This is a genomic window from Caldovatus aquaticus (assembly GCF_019458025.1).
GTDB classification, from domain to species: domain Bacteria; phylum Pseudomonadota; class Alphaproteobacteria; order Acetobacterales; family Acetobacteraceae; genus Caldovatus; species Caldovatus aquaticus.
The window spans coordinates 16422-36294 of record NZ_JAHZUY010000031.1; the positions used below are offsets into that span (position 1 = coordinate 16422).

Sequence of the window (19873 nt, forward strand, 5' to 3'; positions counted from 1 at the left end):
CGGCCCTGGCGGTCCGCCTCCTTCCGGAGCCTTGCGCGGGCGCGGGGTCCAGGCCCCGCGCCCGCCGCGCCGGCGCCGCCCCGCTCCGGCGCGGCTATACCCGCCCTGCCACCTCGAGCCCGGTCAGGCCCGCCGCCAGCACCGCGCGCAGGTCGCGCTCGGCGAGCGCCACGCAGCCCTCGGTCGGCGCGTAGTCGGGACGGGCGAGGTGCAGGAAGATCGCGCTGCCGCGGCCGGGCTCCACCGGCGCGTCGTTCCAGCCGAGCACGCCCAGGATGTCGTACACCGCATCCGCGCGCCACAGCCGTTCGCACCGTGCCGGATGCGGCAGCCGCACCGGCCGGTTGTAGTCCGGATGCCGGGGGGCGTCGCACCAGCCGTCCTCCGGCGCGATCGGCTCGGCCGGCACGGCGCAGCGCGGCTTGGCGACGCGGTCGGCGCGCCACAGCACGCGGCGCAGCGGCAGCAGCGCCGCCGGCGTGGCGCCGTCGCCCTCGCGCTTCGCGCGCGGATCGCGCACGCCGCCGCGGCCGAGGGCGCAGCGGAACACGCCCACGCCCTCGAGCGCCAGCCGCCCGTCGGGAAAGACCCGCGCGACGGTCACGGGCGGCTCCCCCCTCACAGGTAGCGCAGCGCGACGAAGCCGAGCACCAGCGCCACCGCGGCGGAGGTGGTGACCAGCGTCAGCCGCCGCTCGATGAAGGCGCGCACCGCCGGGCCGAAGCGGCGGATCAGGAAGGCGAGCAGGAAGAAGCGCATGCCGCGGCTCGCCATGCTGGTCAGCAGGAACACGGCGAAGTCCATCTTCGCCGCGCCGGCGGCGATGGTGACGATCTTGTAGGGGATCGGCGTCAGGCCCTTGATCAGCACCACCGCCGCGCCCCAGCGCTGGAACCACTCCTCGAAGCGGTGCATCGCGTCGGCGTAGCCGTAGGCGGAGAGGATCGGCATCGCCACCGCCTCGAAGAGGAAGAAGCCGATCGCGTAGCCGAGCGCGCCGCCGAGCACCGACGCCACGGTGCAGATCCAGGCGAGCCGCCAGGCGCGGTCCGGACGGGCGAGGGCGAGCGGCACCAGCAGCGCGTCGGGCGGGATCGGGAAGACGCTGCTCTCGGCGAAGCTGACGCCGGCGAGCCAGGCGGAGGCGCGCGAGTGACCGGCCAGGGCGAGGGTCCGGGCGTAGAGGCGTTGCAGCATCGGGGCGTGGCTTCCAAGCGGGGCGTGGCGCGGCGCGGACGGATCAGATGCCCCGGCGCGCGTCCGGCGTCGAGACGGGCCGTGCCGGCGCGGGGCGGCGCGCCCCCGGCGGGGCGGGCGGACGCATGCCGGCGGCGCTCAGGCCAGGAGGTGGCCGAAGCGCCGCGCCTTGGTGGCGAGGTAGCGGTCGTTCACGCCGTTGGCCTCGAAGCGGAGCGCCTCGCGTCCCGCCACCTCGATGCCGCAGGCGGCGAGGCCGGCGAGCTTGTCCGGATTGTTGGTCATCAGCCGCACCCGCGCGATGCCGAGGGCGCGCAGCATGGTCGCGGCGACCAGGAAGTCGCGCTCGTCGGCGCCGTAGCCGAGCGCCCGGTTGGCGTCGAGCGTGTCGAGGCCCGCATCCTGCAGCCGGTAGGCGCGCAGCTTGTTCACGAGGCCGATGCCGCGCCCCTCCTGGGCGAGGTAGAGCAGCACGCCCGCCCCCTCCGCGGCCATGCGGCGGATCGCGCCGCGGAGCTGCGGGCCGCAGTCGCAGCGCAGCGAGCCGAGGAGGTCGCCCGTGAAGCACTCGGAGTGCACCCGCACCAGCGGCGCCTCGCCCTGCGCCGCCAGCTCCTCCGGCCGGCCGACCAGGATCGCGAGGTGCTCGACGCCGCCATCGGCGGCGCGGAAGGCGACGAGGCGCGCCTCCGGCGCGTCCTCGAGCGGCACCGCCGCCTCGGCGACACGGGCGAGGCTGGTCGCCGCCGTGGCCGGGTAGTCGAGCACCCAGGCGGCGGGCACCGCGAGCAGATCGAGCCGGTCCGCGCTCGCCTCGGCGGCCGGGGCGGCGAGCAGGGCGGGCAGCAGCCGCGCGAGCTTGGCCAAGGCGAGCGCCGCCCCGGCGAGCGGCGGAGCGCCGGGGGCGAGCTCGGGGGCGGCCAGGGCTCCTGCCGGCGCGCTGCCGGCGGATGCCGGCGCTCCCTGGGGCGGCAGCAACGCCTCGGCGGTCGGGTCGGCCAGGCCGCGCAGCGCCTCGGGCGACAGGAGGGCGGGCGGAAGGCGCAGCGCCACCACGCCGGCCGGCTCCCCGGCCGACGGCGCGGGGGGCGGCTCCCTCCCGCCTCCCCCCTGCGGCACCGGCCGATGCAGCGCGGCGGCGGCCCGCGCCGGGGCGAGCAGCAGCAGCGGCGGCGCGAGGGCGGCGGCGGCAAGCGCGCCGAGGCCGCGCGCGCCCGCCGTTTCCGCCGCCACGACGCAGAGGGGGCCTTCCGGCGCGCGCAGCAGCACAGGCGTGCCCCGGCGAAGCTCGCCCACCGCGCGATGCACCGCGCGCAACCGGCGGGCGATCCGTGCTCCCGGGTCTTCCTCCGCCTCGGGCGGCGCGGCCACGGCGCTGCCGCGCGGCCGGTCGGACCCGCAGCGTCCGCCGCCGGCGGCGCGGTGTTCGGAGGCGGCGTCGCCGCGGGAGGAGAGGCTCATGCGGTCGGGTTCCTGCAACGGGCGAGAGGGAGGGGGCAGCGCATTCCAGGGAGCGAATGTGGCACCGGTTTGGCCCGCCGCATCGGCCCGGAAGCCCGCGTTCACAATGTCGTGGCCGTCGCGCGGGGGGCGCGGTTCCCCGCCGGAGGCGTCGGAATGTTCGGAAACCGGAAGCGTGATCGGGCGCTTTGATGATCGTCCGGCGAGGGTTGCTCGCCGATCCGAGGGGGTGGCAACATGTTCCCCATGTCCGATGATGTGACCCTGCGATCTTCCCGCGAGGCGGCAACACAGCTTCGCGAGGAGGGCACCCAGGTGGGGGGTGGGATGCCCGGACCGCGCCCGATCCTGATCGTGGACGACGACGAGGCGCTGCGCGCGACGCTGGCGGAGCAGCTGGCGGTGGGGGGCGAGTTCGTGCCGGCGGAGGCGGCGACGCTGGCCGAGGCGGAGGCGCGGCTGACCGCCGAGGAGGCGCGCTTCGACCTGGTGCTGCTCGACATCGGCCTGCCCGACGGCGACGGGCGCGAGCTGTGCGCGCGGCTGCGCCGGCGCGGCCTGCGCATGCCGATCATCATGCTGACCGGCGCCGACGCCGAGGCCGACGTGGTCAAGGGCCTCGACGCCGGGGCCAACGACTACATCGCCAAGCCGTTCCGCCTCAACGAGCTGCTCGCCCGCATCCGCGCCCAGCTCCGGGTGTTCGACAACTCCGAGGACGCGGTCTTCACCATCGGTCCCTACACCTTCCGCCCGGCCGCCAAGCTGCTGCTCGAGCCGGCGCGCAACCGCAAGATCCGCCTGACCGAGAAGGAGGCGGCGATCCTCAAGTTCCTCTACCGCGCCGGCGGCCGCCCGGTCGCCCGCCAGGTCCTGCTCAACGAGGTCTGGGGCTACAACAGCGCCGTCACCACCCACACCCTCGAGACCCACATCTACCGCCTGCGCCAGAAGATCGAGCCCGACCCCGCCAACGCCCGCCTCCTCCTCACCGAGGGCGGCGGCTACCGCCTCGACCCCACCGCCGGGCGCGTCGCCGCGGCCTAGGGCCGGCAGGGCGAAGCGGCCGCGCGGCGCCGGACGGCGGAACCGGCCGCCGGCAGGGGGCGGACGGCGCCTCGGGGGGCGGGTCCGCGACCGTCGCGCGCGGCGCCGGCGCCCTTTCCCTCCCGCCCCGGCCTCTACAGCCCCAGCAGATCGAGCGTGCGCGCGACCACCGCCGCTTCGGTGAAGCGCGCGAGCGCGCGGGCGCGGCCGGCCGCGCCCATCCGGGCGCGCAGCGCCGGGTCGGCGGCGAGACGCGTGATCGCCTCGGCCAGCGGCGCGACCGCGCCCGGCGGGACGAGGAAGCCGGTCTCGCCCGGCACGACCTGCTCGCGCGGGCCGCGGATGTCGGTCGCGACCACCGGCAGGCCGGTCAGCATCGCCTCGATGACCGACATGGGCAGGCCCTCGAAATGGCTCGGCAGGGCGAAGACGTCGGCCGCGGCGAGCAGGCGCGCGACGTCGTGCCGGTAGCCGAGGCGCTTGAGGCGCGGCCCGAGCGCGGCGGCGGCGCGGGCGAAGTGCGGCTCGAGGTCCTCGCCGTGGTCGGTGGGCAGGCGCTCGCCGACCACCCAGAGCACGGCGTTGGGCGGCGCGCGCTCCATCGCCCGCAGCAGCTCGGGGTGGCCCTTGTGGCGCACCAGGCGCGAGACGACGACGACGACGCAATCCCCCTCGCGCGCGCCGAGTTCCGCGCGCAGCGCCGCGCGCGCCGCCGGGTCGGGGCGGAAGACCGCAGGATCGCGGCCGTTGCCCACCGCGACCGCGCGCGGATGGATGCCGAGGCGGCGGGCATCCGCCGCTTCCTCCGCCGAGACGGTGAGGAAGACGTCGGTGATCCGCCCGCCGAGGCGCTCGAGCCGCAGCGACAGCGCCCGGCGCCACCAGGGGCCGGGCTGGTTGAACAGGAAGCCATGGCAGGTGTAGGCGATGCGCGGCACACCGGCCGCCCGCGCCGCGGCGCGGGCGAGCAGGCCCGAGATCGGCATGTGCGCGTGCACGAGGTCGAAGCGCTCGGCACGGAAGAGGGCGAGGAGCGCGGCGAAGGCGCGCGCCTGGGCGAGCGGGTTCAGGCTGCGCGCCATCGGCACCGGCAGGATCCGGAAACCCTCCGCGCGCGGCAGGTCGAGCAGCGGACCGTCCGCGCAGATCCCGACCACCTCGTGCCCGCGCGCACGCGCCCCGCGCATCAGCGGCAGCAGGAAGTGCCGCAGCGAGAAGTCCACATTGGTGACCTGGGCGATCTTCACGCGACGCGGACCGGCCGGGCTACCGCTCGCCCGCCCCTCCCCCGCCGCCCCCCGGCGCCGGCAGGCTGACGCGCGAGATCGCCCACTGCACCGCGCCCGTCCCGGCCTCGGCGTGGACCACCACCTGGGTCGTCCGCCGCGGCTCGCCGGCGAGATAGACGCTCTCCTCGAGCGCGACGCGGCCGCCCTTGGCGCGCAGCCGCCAGCCGGCGCCGCTCGGCAGGCGCAGCAGCACCGCGCTCGCGTCCTGCTGGAGGCTGGCCGCCACGCCCGGGTGCAAGTGGAAGCGCAGCGCGAAGGCCGGCGGGTCGGCCGCCTCCACCACGTCCTCGCCGCGCAGGTCGTCGCCGGACTCGCTGAGGTAGAGGCGGCGGCGGTGGATCGCGGCGAAGGGGCGGCGCCAGCCGTCGTGGCTCGCCTCCAGCCACTGCGCGCCGTTCGCCTCCTGCCGGTCGGCCTCGACCCGCTCGGGACGGCGGCCGAGGCCCTCCTCGCGCAGCTCGGCGCTGTTGGTGTCGGCGAGCACGAGGGTGGAATGGGCGGCGGTGGCGCGCAGGGCGTCGCGCCAGGCCTGCTCGGCGCAGGGCGCGGCGCCGCAATTGACGATCAGCCGGTCGCGCCCGACCGACATCTCGAAGGAGAGCGTGCCGGCATGGGCGAGGCGGTCGGCCCCGCGCGGCAGGCCGTCCGGCCCGGGCCCGCCGGCGCGGCCCGGCGGCGGCGTGCCGCAGTCCACGATCACCGCCGTCCGCCCGGCCTGGAGGCGGTGGAAGCCGGTGTCCGGCAGCGCCGCGGGCGCCCGCCCGCGCGCCTGGCCCTGGGTGAGCACCACGTCGAGCAGCGCCGAGCCTTCCTCGCGCGTGCCGTTGAACAGCGCGAGGCCGCCGTCGCCGTGCCGGAACAGCCGCAGCGCCGGCGCCGCCCGGTCCAGCGCCAGGCCGAGATGGACGGGCGCCTCCACCCCCGCCCCGTGCAGCAGGTTGCGGATCTCGATCAGGTCCTGCAGCGCGAGCAGCTGCTGGCCCGGCGAGCGCTCGACATGGCCGCCGTCGAGATGGAACTGCCGCTCCAGCTCGGCCGGCAGGAAGCGGAGGCAGCGGGCGAGCCAGGCCTCCTCCTCCAGCGCGACGGCGGCGGCCATCGCCCCCTTGAGCGCGACCAGCGCCCCGCGGTGCGCCGCCTCGTCCGGCAGCGCCGCGACCACGTCGCGCGCGTCCTGGGCCATGCGGAGCATGAGCTGGCGGCGGAAGGAGTCCTCCGCGGTCGCGGCGAGGAAGTCCCAGTGGCCGAGCCAGGCCGAGATCCGCGCCCCGGCGACCTCGGGCGCCGCGGCCAGGCGCTCGCGCGCGCCGCGGGCGAGCCAGTCCGCGGTCAGCGCCCGGGCGCGCAGGCGGGCCGTGTCGGTGCCGAGGGCGCGCAGGTCGCGCAGCCAGGCGAAGCCGTGCGCCGCGGCGCGCCAGAGCGGCGGGCCGCCGCGCTCGTCCCAGACCGCGCCGCCGGCGCCACCGTCCTCGGCAGCCGGGACGAGGCGGCGCGCGGTGCCGGCGACCTCGAACTCGCCGCGCAGCAGGCGGGCGCCGCGCGTGGCGTCGCCGGGCCAGAGGTCGCGGAAGGCGCGCGCCGGCGCCTCCGGGGCGCGCACCGGCCGAAGCTGGGCGAGGCGGCGGCGGGCGGAACGGAACAGGCCGTCCATCAGGATGCCTCCCGCGCGCGGGGCGGCGCGCTCTCGCCGCCCCGCAGCGCCGCGATCGCGGCGGCGTAGTCGGGGGCGCCGAACACCGCCGTGCCGGCGACGAGCACGTCGGCCCCGGCGGCGATGCAGCGCGGCGCGGTGGCCGGCGTGATGCCGCCGTCCACCTGCAGCGCGATCGCGCGCCCCGTCGCGTCGATCATGCGGCGCAGGGTGGCGATCTTCGGCAGTTGGCTCTCGAGGAAGGACTGGCCGCCGAAGCCCGGGTTCACCGTCATCACCAGGATCAGGTCGGCGAGATCGAGGACATGTTCCACCGCCTGCACGGGCGTCGCCGGGTTGAGGACCACCCCGGCCCGCTTGCCGAGCCCGCGGATGGTCTGGAGGGTGCGATGGAGGTGCGGCCCCGCCTCGGGATGCACCGAGATCAGGTCGGCCCCGGCCTCGGCGAAGGCGGCGAGGTAGGGATCGGCCGGGGCGATCATCAGATGCACGTCGAAGGGGATGGCGGCGAGCGGCCGCAGCGCCCGCACCACCGCCGGACCGAAGCTGAGGTTCGGGACGAAATGCCCGTCCATGACGTCGAGGTGCAGCCAGTCCGCCCCGGCGGCGGCGATGGCGCGCACCTCCTCGCCCAGGCGGGCGAAGTCGGCGGCGAGGAGCGAGGGGGCGATGCGGACGGCAGAGCGGGCCACGTCATGGTTCTGCCGCAATGCCCCCGTCCGGACAACCGTGCCCCGGGTCCCGTTCCTCGTTTCGTGCCCGCGACGGACGGCGCCGGCCCGGCCCGGCCGCGCCGCGGGCGCTGCGCCGGCCCGGCGCTCAGATCGGCAGCGCGGTGGTCGCCTTCACCCGCTCCATCGCGAAGCGCGAGGTGACCTTGCGCAGCGACGGCACCTCCGCCGTCAGCCGGCGGTAGAAGGCGTCGAAGGCAGCCATGTCGGGCACTACGACGCGCAGCAGGTAGTCCACGTCGCCGCCCAGGCGCCAGCACTCGACGACCTCGGGCATCCGCTCCACCGCCTCGGCGAAGCGGGCGATCCAGGCGGCGGAGTGGTCGCCGGTCTCGAGCGCGACGAAGACCGAGATCGGCAGGCCGACGCGGGCGGGGTCCACCAGCGCGACGCGGCCGGTGATGATGCCGGCCTGCTCCATGCGGCGGATGCGCTTCCAGCACGGGGTCGGGGTCAGCCCGACCTCGGCCGCGATCTCGGCGAGCGAGCGGGAGGCGTCCTGCTGGAGCAGGCGCAGGATGACGCGGTCGGTGTGGTCGAGAGCGGTCGGTGCAGCCAAGGGGGAATTCCTCCGCTTTTTGCGGGTCTTGATAGCGTGATAATCTCCAGCCGGCTAGATTGGAGGCGAGAAGGGGAAAGATTTGGCGTGTCGTTCCGTCCGGCCCGCCGCGCCGGGGGGTGCGCTGCCGCCCGGCGGCATGGGCCGCGCCAGCCGCCGGCCAGCAATGCGGCGCGCAACGTTGCCGGCTCCGGGGGCCGCCCCCTAGGCTCGCGCCGATCGTCCCGCGCCGCGGGCGGGCGATCGGCAACCGCGAGAGCGAGGAGCGCAGGCCGACCGTGTCCCGCCAAGCCGGCGCCGTGCTGCCGCGGCGAGCGCCTCGGGAAGGAGGCGACGTCGAATCCTTCCATGCCTGGCTCCGCCTCGCCGCCGCCATGGCGCTCGGCGCCATCGGCGGCGTCGGGATGTGGTCCATGGTCGTCGTGCTGCCGGCCGTGCAGGCGGAGTTCGGCGTGGCACGGGCCGGCGCCGCGCTGCCCTACACGCTGGTCGCGCTCGGGCTGGTGGTCGGCGGCGTCCTGATGGGGCGGCTCGCCGACCGGTTCGGCATCCGGGTGCCGGTGGTCCTCGGCACGCTGTCGCTCGGCCTCGGCTACATCGCCGTCTCGCTCGCCGGGAGCCTGACGAGCTTCGCCGTGGCCTACGGCGTGCTGATCGGGCTGCTCGGCACCTCGGCCATGTTCGGGCCGCTGATCGCCGATGTCTCGCACTGGTTCGACCGGCGGCGCGGCCTGGCGGTCGCGCTCTGCGCCAGCGGGAACTACCTGGCCGGGGCGATCTGGCCGCCGGTGCTGCAGCACTTCGTCGCCACCGCGGGGTGGCGCCCGACGCATCTCGGCGTCGGGCTGTTCTGTCTCGCGACCATGCTGCCGCTCGCCCTGATCGCGCTGCGCCGCCCGGTGCCGGCGCCCGCGGCGCGGGGCGAGGCGGCGCGGGAGCCGCCGCCCGCCGGGCGGAGGGGGGAGGCGCCGGCGGAGATCCGCCCCGACACGCTGCAAGGGCTGCTGATGCTGGCGGGGGTGTCGTGCTGCGTGGCGATGTCCATGCCGCAGGTGCACATCGTCGCCTATTGCGTGGACCTCGGCTACGGCGCGGCGCGGGGGGCGGAGATGCTGGCGCTGATGCTGGCCTTCGGCGTGGTCAGCCGGCTCGCCTCCGGCTGGATCATGGACCGCATCGGCGGGGCGGCGACGCTGCTGCTCGGCGCGACGCTGCAGGCGGCGGCGCTGGCGCTGTTCCTGCCCTTCGACGGGCTGGTCTCGCTCTACGTGATCTCCGCCCTGTTCGGGCTCTTCCAGGGCGGCATCGTCCCGAGCTACGCGATGATCGCGCGCACCCTGTTCCCCGCGCGCGAGGCGGGAACGCGGATCGGGCTGGTGATGGCGGCGACGCTTGCCGGGATGGCGCTCGGCGGCTGGCTGTCGGGCGCGATCTTCGACGCCACCGGATCCTACGCGGCGGCGATCGTCAACGGGCTGCTGTGGAACCTGGTGACGATCGCGATCGCGGCCTGGCTGGTCGTGCGCCGGCTGGGCCGGCGCCCGGCCTTCGCCTGAGCCGGGCGGCGGCGCGGCGGGGCGCGCGCCGGGGCCGGTCCCCGCTCCCGGCCGCCGCGGCCGACCGCGACCGGCGCTAGTTCAGGAGCTCCGGCGAGATCAGGCGCGGCAGGAACAGCACCAGCTCGGGCCAGACGATCACCAGCGCCAGCACGCCGAGCATCGGCAGCAGCATGATGACCGTGTCCTTCAGGGCGTCGCCGACGCGCATCCCGGCGACGTGGCAGGCGATCATCAGGCACAGGCCGTAGGGCGGCGTGACCAGGCCGAAGGCCAGGCTGACGATGCCGATCATGGCGAAGTGGATCGGGTCGAGCCCGGCCGACTGCGCGATCGGCTGGAGGATCGCGCCGACGATGATGATCGCGGGGATCGCATCGAGGAAGCAGCCGACGACGAGGAAGACGAAGGCGATGAAGAAGCCGGTGCCGACCGGCCCCATGCCCCAGGACTGCACGCCGGAGAGCAGCGCCTCCGGGATCCGGTAATAGGCGAGCAGCCAGCCGAAGGCGGAGGCGGTGCCGACGCAGAACAGCGCCACCGCGGAGAGCCGCCCGGTCTCGCCGAGCGCCTGCCAGAGGCCCTTGAGGTCCATCTCGCGATAGACCAGGAGCGAGAGCACGCCGGCGTAGAGCACCGCGATGCAGGCCGATTCGGTCGCGGTGAACCAGCCGAAGATCTTGCCGCCGATGATGATGAAGGGCGTGAACAGCGCGGGCAGCGAGACCAGGATGCCCTGGAACAGCTCGCCCCAGCCGGCGCGGGGATAGGTCGGGTAGCCGCGCGCCTTGGCGTAGGCGTGCACGGTCGCCATCTGCACCAGGCCGATCAGCAGCCCGGGCACGATCCCGGCGAGGAACAGCCCGCCGATCGAGACCGTCAGCACGCCGCCCCAGACGATCATCAGGATCGAGGGCGGGATGATCACCGCGAGCACCGCCGAGACCGCCGTGATCGCGACCGAGAAGCTGTCGTCGTAGCCCTCGCGGCGCTGCGCCTCGATGAAGATCTTGGACTGCGAGGCCGCATCCGCCGTGGAGCTGCCGGAGATGCCGGCGAAGAAGATCGAGAGCACCACGTTGATCTGCGCCAGCCCGCCGGGGAAGTGCCCGACCATGGCGCGCGAGAGGCGCACCAGCCGCTCCGTGATGCCGCCGATGTTCATCAGGTTCGCGGTCAGCAGGAAGAACGGCACCGCGAGCAGGATGAAGGAGTTGTACGCGTTGAAGGTCTCCTGCACGATGTCGGTCGGCGCGAGGCGCGGCTCGATCAGCATGATCGGCAGGCAGGCGAGGCCGAGCGCGAAGGCCACGGGGACGCGCAGCGCGAGCAGCAGGAAGAACAGGCCGAACAGGATCGCCGCGGCCGCACCGGGCGAGAGGACGGAGGCGCCGGTCATGCCGCCGAGACCTCGTGGTGCTCGAGCGGCCGCGGCTCGCCAGTGCGCAGCGTGTGCAGGGCGTCCGCCATGCGCTCGCCCTGGAACAGCAGCCAGGTGAGGCCGGTGATCGGCCAGGCGACGTGGATCAGCCAGAGCGGCAACTCGGCGAGCTCGCTGATGCGGTGGAAGGCGAAGGCGGTGAACTCCCAGCCCCACCAGAGGAAGACCACGGCGAGCGCGAGGACGCCGAGGCCGGAGAGGAGCTCGAGCAGCGCCGCCGGACGCGGCGGGAGCGGGGGCCAGAGGTCCACGGTGAAGTGCGATCCCTCGCGCACCGCGACCATCGCCCCGATCATGATCATCCAGACGAGGAGGAAGCGCGCCATCTCCTCGGTCCAGATGTAGTGGGGGATGAGGTGGGTGTAGCGGCTGAAGATCTGCAGGCTGACGGGCAGCACCAGGATCGCGACGCTGATCGCGAGCAGGGCGGAGAGCAGGCGGCTCCAGGCCGCCGCCGCGCGGCGGAGCAGGCCGCGCCGCGCGGCGGGTTGCGACGTCATGGGGAAGGCTCCTGAAAGGCACGGCCGGCGGCGCGGGGCGGGGGCGGCCCCCCCCCGGCCCGGGCCCACGGGGCCCGGGGGTGGCTGGTTGTAGATCGCCTCGGCGCCGATCTCGCGCGCATAGGCCGCCATTACCGGCTCCACGGCGCGCTTCATCTCGGCCCGGTCGGTGAACTCGATGCGCCGCAGCTTCCCCGCGCGCTCGAGCGCGACCAGCTTCTGCTCGTCCTCGCTCGATTCGATCTGCCGGCCGTAGGCGCCCGCCTCGCGTCCGGCGCGGAGGATCGCGGCCTGCAGATCAGCGGGCAGCCGGTCGAAGCTGCGCTTCGAGAAGCAGAGCGGGCGGATGGTGATGGCGTGCTGCGTCATCGCGAGGTTGGGCGCCACCTCGTAGAAGCGCATCTGCTCGACGCCGGCGGCCTCGTTCTCGCCGGCCTCGATGACGTTGTTCTGGATCGCGTTGTAGACCTCGTTGTAGGCGATGACGGTCGGCGACATGCCCGCGGCCTGGAAGGTGCGCGACCAGATCGGCGCGCCCTGGACGCGGATCTTGAGGCCGCGGATCTCGGCCATGTTGGAGACGCGCTTGTTGGCGAAGATGTTGCGCACGCCGCCGCCGGCGTAGCCGATCAGCATCACGTTGGCGCGGCGCTCGATCTCCTCCGCGACCGGCTTGAGCAGGTCGCGGTCCAGGACCTGGTTCCAGTGGGCGAGGTCGCGGAACAGGAAGGGCGCGTCGATGAAGGGCGCGGCGCGGGAGAAGGTGGACATGTGCGCGGGGGAGACGATGGCGTAGTCCACCGCGCCGCGGCCCTCGGCCATGCGCTCGAAGTACTGCTTCTCGAGCCCGAGGCTGGAGTTCTTGTGCAGGACGAAGTTGACCGGCTTGCCGTAGTACTGCTTCACCAGCTCCTCGAAGCGCACCATGGCGCGGGTGAAGGCGTGCTCGTCGTTGAACTGGCTGGCGCCGTTCAGGGTGATGGCCTGCTGCGCGCGCAGAACCGCGGGGGCGGAGAGGATGGCAGCGCCGGCGGCGATGCCGCCAAGCAGGTCGCGTCGGTTCATCGGGACGTTCCTCCCATCGGGTCCGTCGGGTGGCGCCGGCTGTCTCCGCCGGCTGGCAGGCGGACTATAGAAGGCGCCGGCGCCGAGCGGTATCCCGGGGCCGGCGCTGGACGGGGGCGGCGCGCCGTGGTGGGCTCCGGCCCCGGTGCGGCCGGGGGCGGCGCCGGCAGGAAGCGGAGGGCGGCAGGATGAACCGGATCGATCTCGCCGGCCGGGTGGCGGTGGTGACGGGCGGGGCGCGGGGGATCGGCTACGCCGTGGCGGAGCGGGCGCTCGCCTCGGGTGCCGCGGTCGCGCTGTGGGACGCCGATTCGGCGCGCCTCGAGGAGGCACGCGTGGCGCTCGCCCCGGCCGGGCGCGTGAGCGCGCATGCGGTCGAGCTGACCGACGAGGCGGCGGTGGCGGCGGCGGCCCGCGCCACCCTCGCCGCCCATGGCGGGCGGATAGACATCCTGGTGAACAACGCCGGCATCACCGGCGGCAACGCGCCGACCTGGGAGATCGCGCCGGCCGAGTGGCGGCGTGTGGTCGAGGTCAACCTGGTCGCGCCCTACCTGGTCAGCCGCGCCGTCGTGCCGGAGATGATCCGCGCCGGCTACGGGCGCGTGGTGAACATCGCCTCGGTCGCGGGCAAGGAGGGGAACCCGAACGCCTCGCACTACAGCGCCTCCAAGGCCGGGCTGATCGGGCTGACCAAGTCCCTGGCCAAGGAGCTGGTGGGCACGGGCGTGCTGGTGAACTGCATCACGCCGGCCGCGGCGCAGACCGACATCTTCCGGCAGATGAGCGAGGTGCAGATCGCCTACATGCTCTCGAAGATCCCGATGGGCCGCTTCGTGCGGGTCGAGGAGATCGCGGCGCTGGTCTGCTGGCTCGCCTCCGAGGAGTGTTCCTTCTCCACGGGCGCGGTGTTCGACATCACCGGCGGCCGCGCGACCTACTGACCGCGCGGCGGGACGCGGCCCTCAGAACATCCCCGGCCGCGCCGAGGCGTGGTGCTCCTTGAGCACCGCCTCGGTCTTCGGGTCGATCTCCTTCAGCATCACGTCGTAGCCCCAGAGGTCGGCGAGGTGCTGCAGCACCAGGCGCGCGTCCTCGGCGTCCAGAAGCTGCCGGTCGGGCGCGCGGTGGTGCAGGATCAGCCTGCGATCCCCGGCGAGATCCACGTCCACCACCTGGATGTCGGGGTCCTGGTGGCCGATGTCGTACTGGCGCGACAGCGCGCGGCGCAGGCGGCGGAAGCCGCGCTCGTCGTGGATCGCGACGACCTGGAGGTGGTCCTCCTCCGGGTCGTCCAGCAGGTGGAACAGGCGCAGCCGGCGCATCAGGGCCGGGCTGAGGAATTGCGCGACGAAGCTCTCGTCGCGGTAGTTCGCCCAGGCGTCGCGCAGCACGCCGAGCGCGTCGCCGCAACCCGCGAAGTCCGGGAACCACTCGCGGTCCTCCGCGGTCGGGTCGGTGGCGATGCGGGCGATGTCCTCCATCATCGCGAAGCCGAGGGCGTAGGGATTGATGCCGGAGTAGCGCGGATCGTCGAATTCCGGCTGGAAGACGACGTTGGTGTGGGAGTGGAGAAACTCCAGGAAGTGGCCGTCCGAGATGCGTCCGCGCTCGTGCAGGCGCTGCATCACCTGGTAGTGGACCCAGCTGGCGCAGCCCTCGTTCATCAGCTTCGTCTGCGCCTGGGGGTAGAAGTACTGGGCGACGTGGCGGACGATGCGCAGGATCTCGCGCTGCCAGGGCTGGAGGCGGGGCGCGGTCTTCTCGAGGAAGTAGAGGATGTTCTCCTGCGGCAGCTCGAGCAGGGCGCGCCGCCGCTCCTCGTCGAGCGCGGGGGCCGTGGCCCCGCCGCCCTTGCCCGGCACGGTGCGCCAGAGGTCGTTGAACACCCGTTCCTCGTGCTCGCGCCGCTCGCGCTCGCGCCGCTCCTCGGAGCGGAGGTCGGGGCGCTTGCGGCGCGGGTAGCGATGCACGCCGTGGCTCATCAGCGCATGCGCGGCGTCGAGCACCCGCTCGACCGCAGCGTGGCCGTAGCGGTCCTCGCACTTCGCGACGTAGCTCTTGGCGAAGTCGAGATAGGGCAGGATGCCCTCGGCGTCGGTCCACTGGCGGAACAGGTAGTTGTTCTTGAAGAAGTGGTTGTGGCCGAACGCGGCGTGGGCGATCACCAGCGCCTGCATCGTCGCCGTGTTCTCCTCCATGATGTAGGAGATGCAAGGCGAGGAGTTGATGACGATCTCGTAGGCGAGGCCCTGGAAGCCCTTGCGGTAGAGGCCCTCGTGCCGGGCGAAGCGCTTGCCGAAGGACCAGTGCCGGTAGAGCAGCGGCATGCCGTTCGAGGCGTAGGCGTCGAGCATCTGCTCGGCGCTGATCACCTCGATCTGGTTGGGGTAGATGTCGAGGCCGAGTTCGCCGAGGGCGATCTCCTCGACCGCGTCATAGACCCGCCGGATGGTGGCGAAGTCCCAGTCGGCGCCCTGGTAGAGCAGGCGGCCGGGCCCGCCGTCGGCGCTCATGGCGTGGCCTGTGCCTCCTTCGCCGCGTCCTTGCGGAACAGGTCGCGGAACACGGGGTAGATCTCGCGCCGGTGGCGGACCTTGCGCATCGCGAGCGGATGGCCCTCCCTGCGCAGCAGGCTGTAGGTGCGCCAGAGGTCGCTCTCGCGCGGGATGAAGCCGACCGGGTGGAGGCCGTCTTCGCGCCCGACCTCGAGATAGGCGTAGTACTGGCAGATCGGGAGGATCTGGTCGGCGAGCAGCCGCGCCGTGCGCTCGTTGTCGGAGGTGGTGTTGTCGCCGTCCGAGGCCTGCGCGGCGTAGATGTTCCAGTCGGACGGCCGGTACCGCGCCGCCACGATCTTCAGCATCTCCTCGAGCGCCGTCGATACGACCGTGCCGCCCGTCTCCGGGCTGCGGAAGAAGGTCTCCTCGTCCACCTCCTTCGCCTCGTGGGTGTGGCGGATGAAGACGATGTCCACGTGGCGGTAGCGGCGCGTCAGGAAGATGTAGAGCAGCAGGTAGAACCGCTTCGCCAGGTCCTTCATGTGCTCGGTCATCGAGCCCGAGACGTCCATCAGGCAGAACATCACCGCCTGGGCGATCGGTCGCGGCTCCGGCTGGAACTGGCGGTAGCGGACGTCGATCGGGTCGATGTAGGGGATGCGCTGGCTGCGGCGCAGCGCGACGTCGAGCAGCCGGCGCGCGGTCTCCAGCCGCTCGGGGTCGCCCGCGGCCTCGGCTTCGTCGCGCTCGGCCTGGAGGCGGAGGATCTCCTCGGGCTTCGGGCGGCGCAGCGCGATCCGGCGCGAGAGGCTGTTGCGCAGGGTCCGCACCAGGGCGAGGTTCGCCGGCGAGCCGGAGATCGAGTAGCCGGCGCGCCGCCAGGACTTCACCTCTCCGTCCACGAAGCGGCGCTTGGCGAGGTCGGGCAGCTCGAGGTCCTCGAGGAACAGGTCGAGGAACTCCTCCTGCGTCAGGGCGAAGCGGAAGGCGTCCTCGCCGTCGCCGTCGGGGCTGCCCTCGCGGCCGCCGCCGGCGCCGCCGGAGGGCGGCCGGGGGATGGTCTGGCCCTCGATGTACTCCTTGTTGCCGGGCAGGACGTGCTCGCGCCGCCCGCCCGGGGCGCGGTGGAAGGTCGGCTCGCGCACGCCGGAACCCGGGATCGTGATGGTGGCGCCCTGCTCGGTGTCCCTGACGCTCCGGCTGCCCGCGCTCTCGCGCACCGCCTCGCGCACCAGCGCCTTGGCCCGGCGGAGGAAGCGCTGCCGGTTGGCGAGGCTCTTTCCTCCCGGATTGAGGCGCCGATCGATGATGTACATCGCCACTCCGCTCCGCGTGGGCCTCCGGCCGGCCTGCGCCTCAGCCCGCCTGCTTCACGCGCATGTACCACTCCACCAGGCGGCGCACCTGGCGCTCAGTGTATCCGCGGGCGACCATGCGCTGCACGAACTCGGTGTGCTTCTTCTCGGTCTCGCTGTCCCGCTTCGACCCGAAGGAGATCACCGGCAGCAGCTCCTCCACCTGGCTGAACATGCGCCGCTCGATCACCTCCCGGATCTTCTCGTAGCTGGTCCAGGAGGGGTTGCGCCCGGCATTGTTGGCCCGCGCGCGCAGGGCGAACTTCACGACTTCGTTGCGGAAGTCCTTCGGGTTGGCAATCCCGGCGGGCTTCTCGATCTTCGTCAGCTCCTGGTTGAGCATCTCCCGGTTGAGAAGCTGGCCGGTGTCGGGGTCCTTGAAGTCCTGGTCCTCGATCCACGCGTCGGCGTAGGCGACGTAGCGGTCGAACAGGTTCTGGCCGTAGTCGTGGTAGCTCTCGAGGTAGGCCTTCTGGATCTCGTGGCCGATGAATTCGGCGTAGCGCGGGGCGAGCTCGCCCTTGATGAACTCGAGGTAGCGCTTCTCGGCCTCCTCGGGGAACTGCTCGCGGCGGATGTGCTGCTCCAGCACGTACATCAGGTGCACGGGATCGGCCGCGATCTCGTGCGTGTCGTGGTTGAAGGTGGCGGCGAGCACCTTGAAGGCGAAGCGGGTGGAGATGCCGTCCATCCCCTCGTCCGGCCCGGCGGCGTCCTTGTATTCCTGGAGCGAGCGCGCCCGCGGGTCGGTCTCCTTCAGGCTCTCGCCGTCATAGACCCGCATCTTGGCGAACAGATTGGAGTTCTCGTGCCGGCGCAGGCGCGAGAGGACGGAGAAGCGCGCGAGCATCTCGAGCGTGCCGGGCGCGCAGGGGGCGCCGGCGAGCTCGCTGCCGCGCACGAGCTTCTCGTAGATCTTCCGCTCCTCGGTGGCGCGCAGGCAGTAGGGGACCTTGATGACGTAGATGCGGTCTATGAAGGCCTCGTTGTTGCGGTTGTTCTTGAAGGTCTGCCACTCCGCCTCGTTGGAGTGGGCCATGATGATGCCCTGGAAGGGGATGGCGCCGATGTTCTCGGTGCCGATGTAGCTGCCCTCCTGCGTCGCCGTCAGCAGCGGGTGCAGCATCTTGATCGGCGCCTTGAACATCTCGACGAACTCGAGCAGGCCCTGGTTCGCCCGGTTCAGCCCGCCGGAGAAGGAGTAGGCGTCGGGATCGTTCTGCGCATAGGTCTCGAGCTTCCGGATGTCCACCTTGCCGACGAGGGAGGAGATGTCCTGGTTGTTCTCGTCCCCCGGCTCGGTCTTGGCGACGGCGATCTGGCGCAGGCGCGAGGGGTGGATCCTCACCACCCGGAACAGCGACAGGTCGCCCCGGAACTCGTCGAGCCGCTTCACCGCCCAGGGGCTCATCAGCCCGGTCAGGCGCCGGCGCGGGATGCCGAAGCGGTCCTCGAGCACGGGGCCCATGTGCTCCGGGTCGAACAGGCCGAGCGGGCTCTCGAACACGGGCGAAAGCTGGTCGCCCGCCTTCAGCACGTAGATCGGATGGACCTCCATCAGCGCCTTCAGGCGCTCGGCGAGCGAGGACTTGCCGCCGCCGACCGGGCCGAGGAGGTAGAGGATCTGCTTGCGCTCCTCGAGCCCCTGGGCGGCGTGGCGGAAGAAGCCGACGATCCGCTCGATCGTCTCCTCCATGCCGTAGAACTCGGAGAAGGCGGGGTAGCGGCGGATCGTGCGGTTGAGGAAGATGCGCCCGAGCCGCGGGTCCTTCGAGGTGTCCACCACCTCGGGCTCGCCGATCGCGGCGAGCATGCGTTCGGCCGCGCTCGCGTACATCATCGGGTCGCGACGGCAGCCTTCGAGATACTCGGCGAGGGAGAGTTCGGTCTCCCGCTTCTGCTCGTAGCCGCGCGCGAAGCTCGCGAAGATGTCGTCCGCAGCATAGGACATGGTCAGCATCAACCGGCCCTCCGGAGGCGGCGCGTTCGTCACCGGAACGCCCGCGGAACTGCTTGGCTGGCGTCCGCCGGGTCAATTGCGCGTGGCCGACATTCCCCTGGCCGACCCGGCGGTGCCGCGCCTTCCGCGGCGTGCCGCGCGATCGCCTCCCCCTTGCATTGATCATACCACCGACGTTGTTGCCGATGCGACAACGCCGTGGCACTCGTGCGACCAAGCGCGCCGTTGGCACCACAGTTCCCCCTTCCGGCCAAATCGCCATCGCCGCGCGGTTGCATGACAGGAGCCTGTGTCCCGCTTCCACAGCGGGGCTCGGCCCCGAGGCGAGCGGTCTGCGCGTGGCCGCGCCCCGTCGCCATGCACCGGAAGCGGGTCCCTGGCAGCACTACGGTCTGTGCGCTGCCAGTGCCGCGGCGGGTTCCGCCGATTCGCGCCGCGCCATCCCTGCCCCCTGCCGCGCCGCGTTGCCTTCGGAACGGGCAGCGCGGATGCTCGGGCGATCCGCAGCGCAGCAAGGGAGGCCGAACGCCCGATGTCCGCCACCGCCCAGAAGATCGCCCTCGTCACCGGCGCCGGCTCCGGGGTCGGCCGCGCCTGCGCCCTCGGCCTGCTCGCCGCCGGCTGGACGGTCACCCTCGCCGGCCGCCGCCGCGCGGCGCTGGAGGAGACCGTCGGCCTCGCCCCGGAGGAGGCCCGCGCCCGCACCCTGGTCGTGCCGACGGACGTGGCCGACCCGGCCGCGGTCAACGCCCTCTTCGCCGCGATCCGGCAGCGCTTCGGGCGGCTCGACCTGCTGTTCAACAACGCCGGCGGGAACGTCCCCGGCACGCCCTTCGAGGACCTCGCGGTCGAGGACTGGAACCGGGTGGTGGCGGTCAACCTCACCGGCTCCTTCCTCTGCGCCCAGGCGGCGTACCGCCTGATGAAGGAGCAGAACCCGCGAGGCGGGCGAATCATCAACAACGGCTCGATCAGCGCCCATGCCCCGCGCCCCGACTCGGCGCCCTACACCGCGACCAAGCACGCCATCACTGGCCTCACCAAGAGCATCGCGCTCGACGGGCGGAAGTACGACATAGCCTGCGGCCAGATCGACATCGGCAACGCCGCCACCCCGATGACCGAGCGCATGCAGCGCGGCGTGAAGCAGGCCAACGGGGAGGTGATGGTCGAGCCGACCATGGACGTGCGGCATGTGGCGGATGCCGTGGTCCACATGGCCTCGCTGCCGCTCGACGCCAACATCCTGTTCCTGACGGTGATGGCGACCAAGATGCCCTTCGTCGGCCGCGGATAGGCCCCTCGCGCCGGCGCCGCGCCCCGCCGGGCGGCAGGGGTGGCGCGCGCCAGGCCGCGACCGGCGCTTCCCCCGCGCCCCCTGCCGGGAGTCCGGTGCGCCGCGCCCCGGCCAGGGCGGCAGGCGTCGCCGGCGCCTCCGTCCGCGCCCACCGCGGGGAGCCGCAGGCACGGCCGCGGGCCCGGGCGGGGGCGCGCGGCGCCAGCCTCGGCGACCTGGCCGCAGGGGATCGGGCGACCGCCGCATGCCCCATCCCTCCGGCG

The 19873-nt window shown here is 73.5% G+C and carries 16 protein-coding genes; 4 read left to right on the plus strand and 12 right to left on the minus strand.

What is annotated here, in order from left to right:
* Positions 1-94 precede the first annotated feature (94 nt).
* From K1J50_RS11615 to ribA, 3 genes are all read right to left on the minus strand, one after another.
* The gene (locus tag K1J50_RS11615) at positions 95-604 is read right to left on the minus strand and encodes a L,D-transpeptidase family protein (protein ID WP_220117879.1); all 510 of its coding nucleotides are present in this window, start codon (positions 602-604) and stop codon (positions 95-97) included.
* A gap of 14 nt (positions 605-618) precedes the next feature.
* Positions 619-1197 (minus strand): YqaA family protein, encoded by a 579-nt coding sequence (locus tag K1J50_RS11620; protein WP_220117880.1) that lies wholly within the window; start codon positions 1195-1197, stop codon positions 619-621.
* 138 nt (positions 1198-1335) lie between these two features.
* On the minus strand, positions 1336-2658 hold the full coding sequence (gene ribA, locus K1J50_RS11625; RefSeq protein ID WP_220117881.1) for a GTP cyclohydrolase II: 1323 nt from the start codon (positions 2656-2658) through the stop codon (positions 1336-1338).
* A 327-nt stretch (positions 2659-2985) separates the two neighbouring features.
* Between ribA and K1J50_RS11630 the strand changes: the two genes are divergently transcribed.
* Positions 2986-3705, plus strand: a complete 720-nt coding sequence (locus tag K1J50_RS11630; RefSeq protein WP_220117882.1) for a response regulator transcription factor — start codon at positions 2986-2988, stop codon at positions 3703-3705.
* Between the two features lie 134 nt (positions 3706-3839).
* Here the strand turns inward: K1J50_RS11630 and K1J50_RS11635 are convergent, their stop codons facing one another.
* The 4 genes from K1J50_RS11635 to K1J50_RS11650 form a co-directional block, all read right to left on the minus strand.
* A complete protein-coding gene (locus tag K1J50_RS11635; protein ID WP_220117883.1) occupies positions 3840-4952 on the minus strand; it encodes a glycosyltransferase family 4 protein in 1113 nt (370 codons plus the stop codon).
* A 19-nt stretch (positions 4953-4971) separates the two neighbouring features.
* A complete protein-coding gene (locus tag K1J50_RS11640; RefSeq protein WP_220117884.1) occupies positions 4972-6645 on the minus strand; it encodes a heparinase II/III family protein in 1674 nt (557 codons plus the stop codon).
* Positions 6645-7337, minus strand: coding sequence for a ribulose-phosphate 3-epimerase (gene rpe, locus K1J50_RS11645; protein ID WP_220117885.1), 693 nt, complete (start codon positions 7335-7337; stop codon positions 6645-6647). The genes K1J50_RS11640 and rpe overlap by 1 nt, the downstream gene beginning before the upstream one ends.
* Before the next feature lie 127 nt (positions 7338-7464).
* Complete coding sequence (locus K1J50_RS11650; protein WP_220117886.1) at positions 7465-7935, minus strand: Lrp/AsnC family transcriptional regulator; 471 nt, start codon at positions 7933-7935, stop codon at positions 7465-7467.
* 278 nt (positions 7936-8213) lie between these two features.
* Here K1J50_RS11650 and K1J50_RS11655 point away from each other — a divergent pair, with 278 nt between their 5' ends.
* On the plus strand, positions 8214-9491 hold the full coding sequence (locus K1J50_RS11655; RefSeq protein ID WP_369413581.1) for an MFS transporter: 1278 nt from the start codon (positions 8214-8216) through the stop codon (positions 9489-9491).
* A 76-nt stretch (positions 9492-9567) separates the two neighbouring features.
* Here K1J50_RS11655 and K1J50_RS11660 read toward each other — a convergent pair whose 3' ends face one another.
* Together K1J50_RS11660 and dctP are read right to left on the minus strand one after the other, a co-directional pair.
* Positions 9568-10890 (minus strand): TRAP transporter large permease, encoded by a 1323-nt coding sequence (locus K1J50_RS11660; protein ID WP_220117887.1) that lies wholly within the window; start codon positions 10888-10890, stop codon positions 9568-9570.
* The gene (dctP, locus tag K1J50_RS19140) at positions 10887-12497 is read right to left on the minus strand and encodes a TRAP transporter substrate-binding protein DctP (protein ID WP_255575220.1); all 1611 of its coding nucleotides are present in this window, start codon (positions 12495-12497) and stop codon (positions 10887-10889) included. The genes K1J50_RS11660 and dctP overlap by 4 nt, the downstream gene beginning before the upstream one ends.
* A gap of 188 nt (positions 12498-12685) precedes the next feature.
* Between dctP and K1J50_RS11675 the strand changes: the two genes are divergently transcribed.
* Positions 12686-13441 carry an SDR family oxidoreductase gene (locus K1J50_RS11675; protein WP_220117888.1) on the plus strand — a complete coding sequence of 252 codons (756 nt, stop codon included), beginning with the start codon at positions 12686-12688 and terminating at the stop codon, positions 13439-13441.
* A 21-nt stretch (positions 13442-13462) separates the two neighbouring features.
* Here K1J50_RS11675 and K1J50_RS11680 read toward each other — a convergent pair whose 3' ends face one another.
* From K1J50_RS11680 to K1J50_RS11690, 3 genes are read right to left on the minus strand one after another with little or no spacing between them, the layout of a single operon-like run.
* Positions 13463-15013 carry a SpoVR family protein gene (locus tag K1J50_RS11680; protein ID WP_220117889.1) on the minus strand — a complete coding sequence of 517 codons (1551 nt, stop codon included), beginning with the start codon at positions 15011-15013 and terminating at the stop codon, positions 13463-13465.
* Positions 15010-16314: a YeaH/YhbH family protein gene (locus K1J50_RS11685; protein ID WP_220117890.1), complete on the minus strand. Its 1305-nt coding sequence runs from the start codon at positions 16312-16314 to the stop codon at positions 15010-15012. The genes K1J50_RS11680 and K1J50_RS11685 overlap by 4 nt, the downstream gene beginning before the upstream one ends.
* Before the next feature lie 40 nt (positions 16315-16354).
* Entirely contained in the window at positions 16355-18313 is a 1959-nt protein-coding gene (locus tag K1J50_RS11690) for a PrkA family serine protein kinase (protein WP_408869371.1), read from the minus strand.
* A gap of 532 nt (positions 18314-18845) precedes the next feature.
* On the opposite strand from K1J50_RS11690, the gene K1J50_RS11695 reads away from it, so the two are divergent.
* The gene (locus tag K1J50_RS11695; RefSeq protein WP_220117891.1) at positions 18846-19610 is read left to right on the plus strand and encodes an SDR family oxidoreductase; all 765 of its coding nucleotides are present in this window, start codon (positions 18846-18848) and stop codon (positions 19608-19610) included.
* The last annotated feature ends 263 nt before the right edge of the window (positions 19611-19873 follow it).